This is a genomic window from Clostridium cylindrosporum DSM 605 (assembly GCF_001047375.1).
GTDB lineage: Bacteria > Bacillota > Clostridia > Clostridiales > Caloramatoraceae > Clostridium_AB > Clostridium_AB cylindrosporum.
Genome location: NZ_LFVU01000027.1, coordinates 45,100 through 61,820, shown reverse-complemented (window position 1 = coordinate 61,820; position 16,721 = coordinate 45,100). Strand labels below are relative to the sequence as shown.

Sequence of the window (16,721 nt, the reverse complement as noted above, 5' to 3'; positions counted from 1 at the left end):
ACACCTTTCTTAAGTTCTTATTTTTTATTCTTATTAATAAATATATCATTTTAATTCATTTAAATCAAACAATATACCACTGTATTTTTAGATAAAATACATACAATATAGCATATAAATCTATTTAAAATTAATAAATCTGCCTAAAATCAATAAATTTTAGGCAGATTTTTATTAGTTAACTATTTTATCATATCTTCAATTAGTTTTTCTGCAAAGCTTAAAGCTTCTTGAACCTTTGATTTATCTTTTCCACCAGCTTGGGCCATGTCTGGTCTTCCACCACCACCGCCACCTGCGATCTTAGCAACTTCCTTAACAATATTACCTGCATGTACTCCGCTTGATACTGCATCTTTACTTGCCATAGCAAGGAAGATTACCTTATCATCCTTTGTACTTGAAAGAACTACAACTGATTTTCCAAGTTTTTCACGAAGGTTATCTCCAAGGTCTCTTAGAGCATTTGCATCTAAATCAACAACTGATGTTATAACCTTAACTCCCTTAATTTCCTTTGCAGATTCTATAATGTCCCCTGCCGCTCCCTTAGCCATTTCAGCCTTGAAAGCTTCTATTTCTTTATCTTTTTCCTTAAGTTCTAAAACAATAGCCTCAGCCTTCTTTACAATATCCTTAGCATTTGCCTTTAGAGCCTTTGCTGCTTCTTTAACTGTGTTTTCTAGATTCTCAACATATTCAAGAGAAGCCTTACCAGTTACAGCTTCTATTCTTCTAACTCCAGCTGCTACTCCACTTTCAGAAATTATTTTGAACATTCCAATTGATGAAGTATTCTTAACATGGCATCCACCACAAAGTTCCATACTATAATCTCCAGCTGAAACAACTCTTACAACATCTCCATATTTTTCACCAAATAGGGCTGTTGCTCCCATTTCTCTTGCCTCATCAATTGATGCTTCAACAGTTACTACCTCAAGTGAATCCATTACCTTTTCGTTAACTATAGATTCTATTTTCTTAATATCCTCACTTGATACTCCCTCAAAGTGAGTAAAGTCAAATCTTAATCTATCTCTTTCAACAAGTGAACCTGCCTGTGCAACATGTGTTCCTAAAACATCTTTTAACGCCTTATGTAGTAGATGAGTTGCTGTATGGTTTCTTGTAATATCCATTCTTATACTTGAATTTACTCTTGTTTCAACAGCATCGTATTGGCTTAGTTTTCCATTTATAACCTTAACAACATGAATCACCTTTCCATTACCTGTCTTTTTACAGTCAATAACTTCAAGTTTCGCGCCTTCGCTTAGAATCTCTCCATTATCTCCTATTTGTCCACCCATTTCAGCATAGAAAGTTGTGTTATCAAGTATAACAGCTCCCTCGTCACCTTCTTCTATAGAGCTTACTATTTCACCACTTTTTACAAGTACTAAAACCTTAGCATTTGCTGAAAGGTCATTATATCCATTAAAAGTAGTGTCTATATCTGTTGAAAGCGTAGTATAAACATCTTGCTCTGCTCCCATATAGTTAGTTTCTCCTCTAGCTGATCTCGCTCTTTCTCTTTGAGCTGTCATTTCCTTCTCGAAACTATCCATATCAACATCTAGAGCATGTTCTTCAAGAATTTCTAGAGTAAGTTCAACTGGGAATCCATATGTGTCATAAAGTTTAAATGCATTTTCCCCTGATAAAGTCCTTTCATTTTTTTCTTTCATTTCAGAAATATACTCATCAAGTATAGCAATTCCTTGCTCTATTGTTTCTTCAAATCTTTCCTCTTCAAGTCTTATAACCTTTTTGATGTAATCTTTCTTTTCAACAAGTTCTGGATATCCACCCTTAGCACCATTTATAACTATGTCACATAGACTATTAAGGAAGGCTTCTTTAACTCCAAGAAGTTTTCCATGTCTTGCAGCACGTCTTAAAAGTCTTCTTAATACATATCCTCTACCTTCGTTTGATGGAATAACCCCATCACAAACCATAAATGTAACACTTCTAATATGGTCAGTTATAAGTCTTATTGATACATCTGTATCCTTATCCTTTTTATATTCTTTCCCTGAAATTCTACAAACTTCAGTTAGAATATCCTTCATTGTATCTATTTCAAATATATTGTCTACACCTTGCATTATAGTTGCAATTCTCTCTAGACCCATACCTGTATCTATATTCTTCTTTTCAAGTTCATTGTAGTTACCATTTTCATCTTTATCAAATTGAGTAAATACTAAGTTCCAGAACTCTACTACTCTATCTTCATCAGCAGCCTTTATAAATTCTTCAACAGTTGTAATAGTTCCATCGCCTCTGTCAAAATGAATCTCAGTACAAGGTCCACATGGTCCTTGACCTATTTCCCAGAAGTTATCTTCCTTACCAAGTCTAAATATTCTCTTTGGATCTACATCTGTTAAAGATGTCCATAGTTCAAATGCTTCATCATCATCTTGGTATATAGTTACATATAACTTATCCTTTGGAATTTCAAGTACACTTGTTACGAATTCCCATGCCCAAGGAATTGATTCCTTCTTAAAATAATCTCCAAATGAGAAGTTACCAAGCATTTCGAAAAATGTACCGTGTCTTGATGTCTTCCCTACGTTTTCAATATCACCTGTTCTGATACATTTTTGGCAAGTTGTTATTCTAGTTTTAGGTGGCTTTTCTTGTCCTGTAAAGTATGTTTTTAGAGGAGCCATCCCTGCGTTTATTAATAGTAAGCTATTGTCATTTTGAGGAACAAGTGGAGCACTAGCAAGTCTTAAATGCTCTTTATTCTCAAAAAATGATAAGTACATTTCTCTTAATTCATTTGCACCAAAGTATTTCATTTTCTTCCTCCTAAATATTAATTATAATTAATATAAAATTCTTCAAAAATATAAAAAAGCTCCATCCCTAAAATAGGGACGAAGCTGTATTCTCCGCGGTACCACCCTGGTTACCATATGGTCACTCACAAATATAACGGTTTAACCGTTTCTGCCTAAACCTTAGCCTTCAGCAGAAAAACTCTAGGACTGCTTCCATATAATTCTGTAAAGATTTTCACCTACCATCTTCTCTCTAAAACTAGAAATTTATATGTACTACTTCCTATCAATGCTTTAGCAATATAACTCCATAAATTATACAAAAATACACATTAAAAGTCAATTCTAAATCAGTACATATTTCTTACAATATATTTATAGCTTATTTTAACTGTAGCTGCTATAGGTACCGATAATACCATTCCTATTGTACCGAAAAAATGTCCACCTATTAATAATACTATCATAACTTCCACAGGGTGCATACCTGTACAGTCACTTACTATTTTAGGAGATATTATATTAGCCTCAACTTGTTGAATTATCAAAAATGCTATTGTTACCATTATAGATTTATTTACAGATTGAGTTAATGCAAATAATAGTGCAGGAATATATCCTATAACAGGTCCAAAATAAGGAATGAAATTTGCAATTCCATTTATTATTGCTATAACAAGTGGAAACTTAACACCTATAATCAAAAGTGCTATAAATGTAAGTACAGAAACTATTATTGAAAGAATTACTTGGCTTAAGAAATACCCTTGAATAACCCTATTTATATGTCCACCAAGTTCTAAGGATTTTTTCCTAAACCTTAATGGAATAAAGAATTTTATTTTCTTTATAAAAAAATCCTTATCTGATAAAAAGTAATAGATAAAAATCGGTGCTAAAAAATATGTTGGAAGCTTCATTGCAAAATTAAATATACTTTCAAATAAACTATTAAGATATGTAGACAAATTACCTTGAATCTTGAAAATAGTTGTATTAACAACCTCCTTAAGATACTGTGGCAGTTTTTCATATCCTACAGAATCCATAATTCTTTGGATGAAGCTTTCAAAGGCACCAAAGTTATTTAGTATTCCCATAAGTTCCTTTATTATCCCTGGAATAACATAAACTATTATTAAAGCAAATAATGCCAGAATACCAAGTACAATAGAAAGTGATGCTATACTTCTATTCATACCACGCTTAACAAGTCTTTTAACAATAGGGTGTAATATATATGAAAGTACTATGGAAAGTATGAGAGGTTCTAGTACACTTTTCGATGAAAAGATAATAATGATAAAAATCACAATAATAATGCCTGCTAAAATTTTTCTAAATGTTATATCTTTCATTGCTACATTTCCTCGAAATCATTATTAAATGATATTTCGCTTATTATCTCAACACTACTTTTTGAGGCTATAATCTTATCTTCCTTAATTTCTAAATTATCATTTATAAGCATTATCTTCTTACCTTGAACTAAATCATCAAAAAAACCTCTTTTACATATAATTGCTTTAATATCTCCTGTAATATGGTTTAGTATAACATCCTCTACTTCACCTACTATCCTTCCATCTTCGTTTACAACTTCTCTTCCTAAAATCCCTTCAACAGTGTATCTATAATTCTTTTTTATAAGTTTTTTCTTACATGGTATAAGGCTGGATCCTGTAACTATTTCATCCTTCTTATACTCAATATTACTAAGCGGTGCAATATATACTTTGGTGACTATACCTCCATCTGAAACTATGTATGATGTAATTTTTCTAGATTTATAATCAATAATTCCATTATCTATAAAGCCTAACTTCTTATGGTACTTGTTATATAAATTCTTGCCATGTATATCAAGATACTTTCTCATTATAAAAACCCCTTAATTATTTATAATTTTAGTATCCCTTAATATACAAAAAATTATTATAAGCTAGGCTTAAATAAACCTAGCTTATAATTATATAAATACTATATTATTCTGCTTCAACATGGTGGTGATCATGTCCACCACAACATGCTCCACCCTTTATTGTTTCTTCACGTGGTTCAAGACCCTTCTTAACTCTATAATCATTAATTGCTTTATGGATAGCTTCTTCAGCTAAAACTGAACAGTGCATTTTTACAGGTGGAAGACCATCTAGTGCTTCTGCAACTGCCTTGTTTGTAATTTCCCAAGCTTCGTCAATTGATTTTCCCTTGATTAGCTCAGTTGCCATACTACTTGATGCTATAGCTGCACCACATCCAAATGTCTTAAACTTAACATCCTTAATAATATCATCCTCAACATCTAGATATATTCTCATTATATCTCCACACTTAGCGTTTCCAACTTCTCCAACACCACTTGCATTATCTATTTCTCCTACGTTTCTTGGGCTCATAAAGTGCTCCATTACCTTTTCTGTATACATACTATTTTACCTCCCCCATTGCTTTACTATATAAAGGTGACATATCTCTTAATCTTTGTACTATCTTAGGCAGTACATCAAGTACATAATCTATTTCTTCGTCTGTAGTCGCTTCTCCAAGTGACAGTCTAAGTGAACCATGTGCAATTTCATGTGGAAGTCCTATTGCAAGCAATACATGTGATGGATCAAGTGATCCTGATGAACATGCACTTCCTGTTGATGCACATATACCTGCTTGATCTAAAAGAAGTAACAATCCTTCTCCTTCGATAAAGTGGAAGCTAACGTTTAGGTTATTTGGAAGTCTACTTTCTAAGCTTCCATTAACCTTAGTGTATGGAATCTTAGCAACTATTCCATTAAGTAATCTATCTCTCTTTGATGCTATTTCCTTGTTCTTTTCATCCATGTTTTCAGTTGCAAGCTCTATTGCACGTCCTATACCTACAACAGCTGGAATATTTTCAGTTCCTGCTCTTTTCTTTCTTTCTTGTCCTCCACCATGGATTATATTATCTATTTTTATACCTTTTCTTATATAAAGAGCCCCAATTCCCTTAGGTCCATAGAATTTATGAGCTGCAATTGATAAAAGGTCTACATTCATCTCATCTACATTTATATCTACATGTCCAACTGCTTGAACAGCATCAGTATGGAATATAACTCCACTTTCCTTTGCTATCTTTCCAATTTCACTTATAGGTTGAATAGTCCCTATTTCATTATTAGCAAGCATTATTGAAATTAATATAGTAGTATCTTTAATAGAATTTTTAAGTTCTTCAAGGCTGATTAAACCCTCTTCATTAACCCCTAGGTATGTTACCTCAAAGCCTTGCTTCTCTAAATATTTACATGTATTAAGTATCGCTGGGTGTTCTATATTCGTAGTTATTATGTGATTTCCTTTATTCTTATTTGCAAAGGCTACTCCCTTAAGAGCCCAGTTATCAGCCTCTGATCCACCTGCTGTAAAGTATATTTCTTCCTTCTTAGCACCTAGTGCCTTTGCTACTTTCTCTCTTGATGTATCAATTGCTGATTTTGTTTTTCTAGATATTGAGTATAAAGATGAAGGATTACCAAAGTTCTCAGTAAAATATGGTAGCATATCATCTAGTACTTCCTTCTTTACGTATGTTGTTGCTGAATGATCTAAGTACACTATTTTTTTATCCATAGCTATTCTCCTTTTTTAGAAGCAATCATGTTTTTATAGTCTTCAACCATGTCTTGTAGGGTAGTTGTGTCGATAACACTATTAACACTATCACTAATCTTTCTCCATAGCAGTCTTGTAGCACAACAGCCTGCTCTATTACATGAGTGTGATTCATCATCAAGTATACATTCTGAAATTTCAATAGGTCCCTCAAGAACATTAAGTATATCTGCAACCGAAATATCCTTTGGATCTCTAGATAAAATATACCCTCCTTGAGCTCCCCTAATACTCTTAATAAGTCCCGCTTTTCTTAGTCCTGAGAAAAGCTGTTCTAAATAATAATCTGAAATATTTTGTCTTTCTGCAATTGTTTTTATTGAAACAGGGTCAAGTCCATAGTGAAGTGCTAGTTCAAACATAGCCTTAACACCGTATCTTCCCTTTGTAGATAACTTCATTTACTCAACTCCAATTCCGAGTGATTAAGTGCGAATTATTTTATGATTAAAGATTATCATATCCGAGAAAAACTGTCAACTTTAATATATGAATTATTTAAATATTTTTCCCTAAGACTTTATTCCAGTATAATTTGGTCGCCTCTTCCATTTTATTATTGCCATAATTATAGTATTTTTTACCCTTTAGACCACTTGGCATATATGTTTGTTCCACATAACTATTATTATAATCATGTGGATACTTATAAAGCTTTACTTTATTTAACCTATCTGAACCTACATAATGACCATCCTTAAGATAAGAGGGTATTTCACCTATATCATTACTTTCAATATCTTTTATTGCCTTTGAAATAGCCATATATGCAGTGTTTGACTTTGGACTTGTTGCAAGAAGTAATGTTGCCTCAGATAGTGGAATCCTAGCCTCAGGAAAACCTATTTGAAGTGCAGAATCAACACATGCCTTAACTATTACTATAGCCTGAGGATATGCAAGACCTATATCTTCGCTTGCTATAACTAAAAGTCTTCTGCATATAGACATAATATCTCCTGTCTTTATAAGCATTGCAAGGTAAACAATAGCTGCATCTGGGTCACTTCCTCTAATTGATTTTTGAAATGCACTAAGAAGATTGTAGTGTTCATCTCCTGTAGCATTAAATGATACAGACTTTTCTGTTATGGAATTCTTAACAACTTCCTCGTCTATTATTATTTCATCTAAATCTGAATAGGATGTAACAATTAACTCCAGATTGCCTATAGCTTTTCTCATATCGCCACCACTTAGTGAAGCAATTAATTCAAAAACCCCCTCTGATATAGAAATAGCCTTTTCATTGTAGTCACCCCTAAGTATATTAAGTGCCCTATCTAGTCCCTCTACAATATCCTTATTACTTAAGGGTTTAAATTGAAATATAGAACATCTACTTAAAATAGCATTATATATGTAAAAGAATGGATTTTCAGTTGTACTTGCAATTAAAGTAATCTTCCCATTTTCTATAAATTCTAATAGAGACTGTTGCTGCTTTTTATTAAAGTTTTGAATTTCATCAAGATATAGAAGTATTCCCTTTGAAGAATCTAATCTATCAATATCATTTATAATATTTTTAATGTCTGCAAGAGAGGCATTGGTAGCATTTAGCTTATAAAACTTTTTATCTGAAACTTTTGCTGCTATATTTGCAACTGTTGTTTTCCCGGTACCAGGAGGGCCATAAAAAATCATATTCATAACATTTCCATACTCAAGCATCCTACTAAGAACCTTATTTTTTCCTAGTATATGCTTTTGGCCAAAGACTTCCGAAATTCTCTCTGGTCTTATTCTGTCTGCAAGTGGCTTCACCTATATCCCCCCAAAATGTTTTATTCTAACTTTATTATTTTTTAATCATTGTGTATATTATACAAATAATTTTCACAATATTAAAATGTAACATATAACTTAAAACTTTCAAATTCAAAAATCTCCCTATAAGTGTTATAATTAATAAAATACCAATGTTGGTAATTTAAACTCATTATTTTCGTGAGGTGAATTATATGAAAAAAAAGCTACTAAAAGGTTTGGCTGTATTAGGTGCTGCTTGTGCATCTATGGAAGTTTACAACAGAATTACATATGCAAAAGTTAAAAAACTTGAAAATACATTAAGCGGTGAAACAGGATATCATGATACGGTTTTCGGAAAAGTATTCTATACAAAGAAGGGATTCGGTCCTAGTTTATTATTAGTTCATGATACAAGTGTTGGTTCTTCTTCTTTTCTATGGAGAAATAACTTTGAAGAATTAGCAAATAACTTTACTGTTTATGCAATAGATTTACCTGGATTCGGAAGATCAGAAAAAAGACCATTAACATATACATCTGAAGTATATACCTATGTTATAAAAAACTTTGTAGATGAGGTAATAGGCAAAAAATGCTCATGTATATCATCAAGCCTTTCCTCTGCCTATGCAATACAAGTAGAGCATGATGACCCAGGAACATTTGATAGAATAATTGCAATCTCTCCTACTGGGATATTCCACAAGTCAGATATTCCAGGCAGTCTTGGAAAAGTTACAACTAAAGCATTTAACATTCCTATAGTAGGTTCATTTGTATATAACATACTTTCATCAAAGCCTAGTTTATCAGGGTTTATGAAGGAAAAAATATACCATAACAAAGACATAGCTTCAAGCTATGTAGTTAACCACTATGCAAATAGTGCAAAACAAGATGGTGACCTTTCTAAGTACGCACCTGCATCCTTAATAGGTGGTTACTTAAATCAACCAATATCAGAGGCACTTGCTAATCTTGAAACTCCACTTTACGTTATCTGGGGTGCTAACTCTACAACTAACCCTATAGATAATCTAAAGACATTTTTGGATGTTAACCCATCACTTAACTACCATGTGTTTGAAAACTGTGGTGAATATCCTCAGGAGGAATACGCATACGACTTTAATGTTAAAGCAATAGAATTTCTTAGTAGAGAACTTTAAAATAGAAAACATCCTTCTCTAATTATGTTTAGAGAAGGATGTTTATTATTTAAGGTTAGGTGGATTAACCGTAGTTATACCCATGGAATTTGAATTACCTAATTCATCTGACAACCTTATTGTAAGAACTCCCCCACTTTGAGGTGCTTTATTAGGTTTTAACTTGTATACTACTAAATATTCCTTACTATTTTGAATATTAAACCCATTACCTTTATAGATTTCAATTGGTAGTTTATTTTCTCTTCTTGTTTCCACATTTCCTGTTTTAGTTAATGTTCCATCACCTTTTAACTCATATTTTATTAAATCAAATGAATAATTTGAAGCATTTGATTCAATTTTTATTTTGGGAGTTGCGGAATTTGCCTTAAAATGCACTGCAAAATTAACTGGAACTAAAGCTATTAATTTTGTTTTATTGTTTGCTTGTATAAATTTATTTTTATTTACATCATATAATCCATTTTCAATTATACTTGTAGAGCCTTCTATTAATATATTTTGGGTATCAAACTTTACTTCTCTATTTGCTCCATCAGTATCTTTATATGTGATCTTACTACTTTCACTGTCTAATACATAACTACCATAATTATCAGCTCTAATACTATGGATAAATATAGCTGGAGCTGTTATTGGGTTATATACTCTCTTTGCCTTATCTAACTCATATTGAATCTTAGCAATACTTAAGCTATTAATAGACTTTTTCCCACCTTCTACATCAATTGCACCATTTTCACTTGGTTTACCATAACTTAATCCACCTGGAAGGATAACTGTAAGTTGTGGATCAGTTATATTCACTTCATACTGATTTGGTGCTTGGCTTACATTTTCAAATAGCTCCTCCGCTGGAATAGGTATCGGTGATATTTGATATTTTATTTTAAAATCTTTGTCTTTTAATCTGTACTTATTATCTATTAAAAGAGCTTCTGTATTATTTGAGGTCATTATAGTTCTAGAGAAACCTAACTTCGCCTTCACAATTGATTCAACTATAAAGGGTCCCATTATTCCTGTTTTAATAACAGTTTGATTACCATTGTTCTTTTGGTATGTTTTATAAGCTATATAATATCTACCAGGCTTTGTTGGCATTTGTACACCACCTGTACCAGCGAAAACACTTTCAGCATATTCCCCTGGAGTATCGGTCTTCGATGGATAAAACCAGTTACTAGGAATCTGTGCATAACTCTTATAGCTATTATCATTTTTCATTTGCATCTGAAATGAAGCATCTCCACCCCAGTTAAAGTATTCAATGTAAATTGGGTAATATTTAGCTGAATCTAAATACAAATTGCTATTATAGGTATATCCAGTGTTTCCCTGCACCTTAAACATTGATCTAGGTACTATTTCTTTCTGCTCACCATTTACCATTATATATGCGTATAGTCCATCATCTGCAAAGCTTTGAAAGTTATAATTTCCTGTTTGAGCAACCTTTATATAACCCCATATTTTTGATGCCTCTTTATAATCCTTACCAAGATATACATCACGTACTAGGCTCCAATACTTAGTTACATTATTAGTTACATACTTTTTTGAACTATTAGTATAATAAACTTTTTGATTAGTTGTATTATTTAAGAATATTGAATTATTTACAAACCTTGTTTGAGTATTACCACCTTCAAGATATTTTTCTACTTTACCATAATCCTTAGCATCAACTTTAGAAGCACTTAAAATTGAAGAACCTGCATAGGGATTTTTATATACTACACTTCTGTTATTCCAATCTTTTTGATTTGTTATAGTTGGAAGATGATTAACATTATATGGTTTATGTTTTAAATATCCTTTTTTATCAAGCATTACATCATCAGTATTGATGTCTTTTTGTTCGTTTAATTTAATTTCATTCCAACTTGTTGAAGTTGTACTACTGCCATTATTTTCATTAACTTCGTCATCTAAATCTTTGTCGTTCCAATCATCCTTAACTATGTTATTACCATTACCTTTAGTTGAATTTACTATTTTATATTCAAACTTGTAATATTCATTTGAATTTACTGTAAAATTGGCATATGCATTTCCTTTTAAAATAACAGGATTATTCTTAAATTTATCATTAGGGTTACTATCTGTATAGTTAAATTCTCTCCTTAGTCCAGTTGAATCCGAAACTTTTATGTTGATTATAGACTCTTTATTATCTGCAGCCTTAACCTCTATGTTGCTGTGGGAAATAAGCATTACTACTAGAAGTTGTAAAATCAAAGTTAAACATATAAGTCTTTTACCCACTACCTTCATTGTTACCTCCTCCTTGTAAAATTCTAAAGTTTTAAATAAATATTATTACTATTATCCTATTCACCTATAGAATAATAGTTCAAATTTAATCTAAAACCTGTCTTTTGTTAATTATGTCAATGTTAGTTTTAACTGTTCTAGTAACTCCAGCAACTGTGTCTTTTTCTCCTATTAAATACTGTGAGGGTGCTAAAAATTCTTGAAATTCTTTGTGGTTATAATTTGATATTTCTTTTGCTATACTTAGATTAGTAGTAATTGTTATGTCCTCTCCCTTAGTTATAAGGTTTTTCTTTGCGAATATACATCCATTGATATTAACATTTGAAGTTGTATTAATAACAACATCTCCTTCACTTGCTATAAATACATACTTCTTATTATTTATAGCATCCCCATTTAAAATTATATCTCCCTTAGATACTTTAATAAATACATCTTCATTGCTAATATTTATATCACTACTAACTTTATCCCAATCAAAGCACCTGTCTAGTCTCCTCTTATCTTTAAAATTTTTATAATACTTTTCTTTTTTATCATAGGTATCCTTAAGAGTTTTATATTTTACCACATCTTCTAAGTTGAGTCTTTTAGATAATGTGTCCTTTATAGCTGGAAATACTGTTGAATTAAAAGCTCCTTCATTATCTGTTACACTATATTCAGGAGTAGCAGTTACTATATCACTACTACTATCAACTTTTTTAACAGCTATTCTTGCACTATCTAATAAGGTTTTTTCTGGAGTTCTTGTTAGAAACATTTTTCCACTTGCATACATAATATAGTTAAAATAACTTATATTTAAACCATTTGATCTGTTTCCATCACTATCTAAAAATCCTTCTCCGTTAACCTCATTTGCTACACTATCTATATTAGTAGTTTCTGGAAGATCCAATTCACTATTTTTAACACTATCTACTGCCTTCTTATGGTAATCCATATTACCTAGGAATTTATCACCAAGTTTATTATCTATTTTGATATTTTCAGCTGTTAATGAACTTTTCCCCATATCATATATATTGCTTAATTCACTCTCAAAATCTACAAGATAAGAAAGAATAAACCTTATTCCAAACAATGCTTGATCATCTAAAGGTGCTATAGAATTCCCCTCATCATCTATTGTTCCTTCTTGTACTCTATACTTATCAAACATATCAATAGGTATTATTTCTTCATTACTAGACTCACTTTTATATGTATAGGCTTTGTAATAATTATCAAACTCACGATTAGTATTTAGATAATTACTGTATGATACATAGTTAGGATAAATAGCTGTTGTTTCAAAGGTTTTAAAAAGCCTACCATCTTCTCCTATGAGATTTTCAACAAAACCTTCACCAGCTAGTGCTACTTGCTTTCCAATGCTTAGTTTACTTAACCTAAAACCTTCTTCTTCCCTATGATTATTTATTACTATAGAGGGTGAAGAAAGATATCCCTTAGTTAAATCTGCTCCATCTTCAAAACCTATTAAATTCTCCTTTATATCAATACTGTTGTTTTGTCCATTTACACTTACATTATCTGCTACAAATGCACTTTTGCCTATTTCTATATTTCCATCTGAAGAACTTTCATTTGTAATTATGCTGTGTGAAAAAGAATTTCCTAATATATTTATTTTAGAACCATTATTTACGGTTTCAATAAATCCTCCATGAACATTTCCATTCGAGTCTAATTCTCCTACATAAGCATTTCCCTTGATAGTTATATTCCCTTTACCTACTCCACTCATATTAGGAGTACTATTAGAAATTCTCTCAAACAAACTATCGTCAATTCCTGAAATTAATCCACCATATTCTATAATATTACTACCATCTAATTCCTCTTCCTTACCCTCTCCCCCTACTATAACATCAGAATTTATAGTTAGGTTACTTCCAGCTATTAGATTATCCTCTGTTATTACTCCGTAGTTTAGTACGTCATTTTTTTTAATTTCATTTCCTTTTTTCATAATAGCCTTATCACGTGAAATAGGGTCAAAATCTATGGTTATAGATGCATAGGTTTTTGTTTGTTTATCATCTACAGATTTAATGTAAAAGGTTTCTCTTAAGGTAAGATTTTTATATATATAATCCTCATAGCTTGGCATTGATATTATCTCATTAGATACCTTAGGTAGCTTACTTAAATTGGAGCTTTCATATTCTATATTACTAAATTCTTTTACATAATTTTCATCTTGAGAAGTTGGCTTAAATCTATAGAATTCATTACTTGCATCTGTTATTTCCTGAAGTGCTTCAATTTTGCTTTCTCCAACTTTCTCAGCTTCATCTTTTACTTCTTTCCATGTATAACATTTAACTCCTGGCTCTCTACTAGTAACACTTCCCTCAACAAGACTTAAAACATCATTTTTGCTTGAATTAAAAAATGCGTTAATTCTTATATTAAACTCATGCTTGTAGTAGTTTATTAACTTCTGTTTAAATATCTCGTAATCAAATGCAGGCTTAATTGGATCTCCATTTGCATCTAATCCTGGGTTATATCCTCTATATATATTATTTACATATATATTATTAAGATTAGGCTCTCCCTTTTCTGTAAAGCATTCCCTATATGCACTTATTCTTGCCCTTTCTGAAAATACATCTATATAATGAAGCATCTTGTCCATAGTTCCCTCACCCGTATAATAGGTCCTATTTCTTCCATATATCATATTGCTTTGTTTTACACTTGTTAATGTTAATGGAATAAGGCTAAAGGAAAGAATAAGAATAACACTCATAAGCATAACAACAATAAAAACAGCTGAACCTTTTTTCTTTTTTCTTTTCATTCTTATCCTTCCTTTCTAGGGCATTGAGCCTTTAATTCTAAAAGTATATTCCTCACTTTTCAGTGGGTTTTCTGACCTTTTTCCATCTACTTCTTCATATAAGTTAAGTGAAACAGTGGCTATCCTACTTTCAAACTCTAATCCACTTTCATTACTAGCATTATCCTCAATAGGAGATGTTGTTCCAGCTTTTGTTGTAAATTCATCTTCTTTATTGATTTTCACAGTATAACCATAAACATATTTAGTGAATTTTCCTAAGTATTCACATTCAAGTTCATATGTATCTTCTCCAACTTCTAAAGAACCACTTTCCACTAAAGCTCTTAGGTTCTCATAAGCATAATTCATAGCCATAACTTCGTCTTTTTTCATGTCAGCTATCTTATTAGATTTTATGTTTTGAATTATCGCATTTGATATAGGTATTGCGAGTATGATAAATATAGATAATGCTATTGTAAGTTCTATTAGAGTAAATCCTTTTTTTCTATCTTTTTTCAACATATACATTACTACCACCCTTTGTAATGCTACATCTTGGAAGTTTTTCGTCATCACCTACAACATAGACATAAACCTTTTTGTCCGTATTGTTATTTACCTTAATATTTATAACATTTTTGTCTAGTTCACCTTTTCTAGCAGTTGAATATATAAGAATAACTATATCCTTCCCTCTTGGAGTTAACTCTCCATATCCTGAACCCGGATATTTTTCCGTACTTGTAGACATATTAAATTGATATTTTCCTGATTTCCCTTTAACATCTATAGTTGCATTTTCAAAGGGCTTGTTACTTCCGAATATACTTTTTCCTTCTCCTACCTTTTCCATAACAACGTTACTTGTAGGTGAACTAGTAGTAGATAATGCTACAACGAAATCTTTATTCTTATCTATAGATGCTATATCACTATTCGTTGATATTGATGTTGTATTATTAGATATGTTATTACCTGTTGTTCCTGTTTGTATACCTGCTGAAGATGTAGTTACTCCTCCAATTGGAATTGAAAATATACCATTCCTTACTTTGTCTAATCTTAACCCATTCCACACTCTTAAAGGAGCCTTATTATCATCATACCCAATAAAATTAACATTAAATGATACATTTAATCTACCATCTTCTTGAGGAGAAATTGATAGATTATCTAGTGCAAATATACTTTCATATGTTTGAGACAGCTTCAAAAGTTTCTTTAAATCTCCATAACTTACATTCCAGCTAGTTGTAACTGCATATGCATAAAGCCCCTTAAGAGGACTTGAAGATTCTTTCTGTGATTTTTCTCCTCCTTTAAGTGCCATTACATCCTTTAACTCTGCTCTAGGTGAAAACGAATAATCTCCTGCCTCAGCTGATATTTGACTTGATATTTTGTACATATCACTTATAACATACTTCTCACTTAAATTAGTAGGAAGCTCCCTTGATATCTTCATATAGTCTAATCTTTGCTGATCATACTTTGTTTTATTTTTGTCAAGATCCCCTTCTATTCCCTTTAATTCAGCATATTCTTCGCTTAATTGTCTATTTTTTATCTTTTCATTACTCATTCCTGAATATATAGGTGAAAGTGCAAAAATATAGAACAATACACCTATAACTATTATGCTAAGCATAGCCAGCAGCTTTTGATCTCTTTCCGTAACCTTCATACTTAACTTCATAACTCATCACTTCCTAATAATCTCTGCATTTACTGATGCTTTTCTATTTCCCTCTTCATCCTTAGAACTTATTGCTGTTATTTGAACCTTACTAAAAAGTCCACTTGACTCCATATTATTAATTAACTGTGCAAAGTTCTCTTCTTTAGCCCCTCGTACTATAAAATTTATACTTTTCATATCCATAGTCATATTTTCAATAGCCATATCAGAGGATAAAACCTCTTCAAATATTGTTAAGGTATTATAGGTAACTTCGTTTATCTCCAATGCTTCATCTTTTATTAGCTTTTTTGTCTTAAGTAGTTTACCTTCATACCTTACTTCATTTATGTCCTTCTTAATATGCTCTAGTGATTTTATATTGTTAATTAGTTCAATATTCTTATATTCAGTAACCTTTTTAATTCCAAACATAAACCCACTAATACCTGCTAATAAAAAAATCTCAACTAAGATTACTAAACCGAAAATCTTAATATCCATAGCTGACTTTTTCTCCCTAAGACTGTATGCATCAAGGAAGTTTATGTCCTTTTGTATAATTCTAAACATACAAA

The 16,721-nt window shown here is 31.4% G+C and carries 13 protein-coding genes and 1 other annotated feature; of the genes, 1 reads left to right on the top strand and 12 read right to left on the bottom strand.

The features are described 5' to 3' along the window. Nucleotides 1-182 precede the first annotated feature (182 nt). From alaS to CLCY_RS08680, 7 genes are all read right to left on the bottom strand, one after another. Nucleotides 183-2,819, bottom strand: a complete 2,637-nt coding sequence (alaS, locus tag CLCY_RS08710; protein ID WP_048570746.1) for an alanine--tRNA ligase — start codon at nucleotides 2,817-2,819, stop codon at nucleotides 183-185. A gap of 71 nt (nucleotides 2,820-2,890) precedes the next feature. After that, nucleotides 2,891-3,100 (bottom strand) — a binding site (T-box leader). A gap of 51 nt (nucleotides 3,101-3,151) precedes the next feature. Continuing rightward, entirely contained in the window at nucleotides 3,152-4,159 is a 1,008-nt protein-coding gene (locus tag CLCY_RS08705) for an AI-2E family transporter (RefSeq protein WP_048570745.1), read from the bottom strand. Nucleotides 4,160-4,161: 2 nt separating this feature from the next. Continuing rightward, complete coding sequence (locus CLCY_RS08700) at nucleotides 4,162-4,680, bottom strand: PRC-barrel domain-containing protein (RefSeq protein ID WP_048570744.1); 519 nt, start codon at nucleotides 4,678-4,680, stop codon at nucleotides 4,162-4,164. Between the two features lie 106 nt (nucleotides 4,681-4,786). Continuing rightward, nucleotides 4,787-5,230 (bottom strand): Fe-S cluster assembly scaffold protein NifU, encoded by a 444-nt coding sequence (gene nifU, locus CLCY_RS08695; RefSeq protein ID WP_048570743.1) that lies wholly within the window; start codon nucleotides 5,228-5,230, stop codon nucleotides 4,787-4,789. A 1-nt stretch (nucleotide 5,231) separates the two neighbouring features. Then, nucleotides 5,232-6,416 carry a cysteine desulfurase NifS gene (nifS, locus tag CLCY_RS08690; protein WP_048570742.1) on the bottom strand — a complete coding sequence of 395 codons (1,185 nt, stop codon included), beginning with the start codon at nucleotides 6,414-6,416 and terminating at the stop codon, nucleotides 5,232-5,234. 2 nt (nucleotides 6,417-6,418) lie between these two features. After that, nucleotides 6,419-6,859, bottom strand: coding sequence for an RrF2 family transcriptional regulator (locus CLCY_RS08685; RefSeq protein ID WP_048570741.1), 441 nt, complete (start codon nucleotides 6,857-6,859; stop codon nucleotides 6,419-6,421). Between the two features lie 97 nt (nucleotides 6,860-6,956). After that, complete coding sequence (locus CLCY_RS08680) at nucleotides 6,957-8,225, bottom strand: replication-associated recombination protein A (RefSeq protein ID WP_048570740.1); 1,269 nt, start codon at nucleotides 8,223-8,225, stop codon at nucleotides 6,957-6,959. A 197-nt stretch (nucleotides 8,226-8,422) separates the two neighbouring features. On the opposite strand from CLCY_RS08680, the gene CLCY_RS08675 reads away from it, so the two are divergent. Further along, nucleotides 8,423-9,382 (top strand): alpha/beta fold hydrolase, encoded by a 960-nt coding sequence (locus tag CLCY_RS08675; RefSeq protein ID WP_048570739.1) that lies wholly within the window; start codon nucleotides 8,423-8,425, stop codon nucleotides 9,380-9,382. Nucleotides 9,383-9,427: 45 nt separating this feature from the next. Here CLCY_RS08675 and CLCY_RS08670 read toward each other — a convergent pair whose 3' ends face one another. The 5 genes from CLCY_RS08670 to CLCY_RS08650 form a co-directional block, all read right to left on the bottom strand. Further along, complete coding sequence (locus CLCY_RS08670; RefSeq protein ID WP_048570738.1) at nucleotides 9,428-11,662, bottom strand: PA14 domain-containing protein; 2,235 nt, start codon at nucleotides 11,660-11,662, stop codon at nucleotides 9,428-9,430. Nucleotides 11,663-11,747: 85 nt separating this feature from the next. Continuing rightward, a complete protein-coding gene (locus CLCY_RS08665) occupies nucleotides 11,748-14,480 on the bottom strand; it encodes a hypothetical protein (RefSeq protein ID WP_048570737.1) in 2,733 nt (910 codons plus the stop codon). 15 nt (nucleotides 14,481-14,495) lie between these two features. Next, the gene (locus CLCY_RS08660) at nucleotides 14,496-14,993 is read right to left on the bottom strand and encodes a type II secretion system protein (protein WP_048570736.1); all 498 of its coding nucleotides are present in this window, start codon (nucleotides 14,991-14,993) and stop codon (nucleotides 14,496-14,498) included. After that, on the bottom strand, nucleotides 14,971-16,161 hold the full coding sequence (locus tag CLCY_RS08655) for a hypothetical protein (RefSeq protein ID WP_048570735.1): 1,191 nt from the start codon (nucleotides 16,159-16,161) through the stop codon (nucleotides 14,971-14,973). Before CLCY_RS08655 ends, CLCY_RS08660 begins: the two co-directional genes overlap by 23 nt. Nucleotides 16,162-16,167: 6 nt before the next feature. Further along, nucleotides 16,168-16,716: a PilN domain-containing protein gene (locus tag CLCY_RS08650; RefSeq protein WP_048570734.1), complete on the bottom strand. Its 549-nt coding sequence runs from the start codon at nucleotides 16,714-16,716 to the stop codon at nucleotides 16,168-16,170. Between the last annotated feature and the right edge of the window lie 5 nt (nucleotides 16,717-16,721).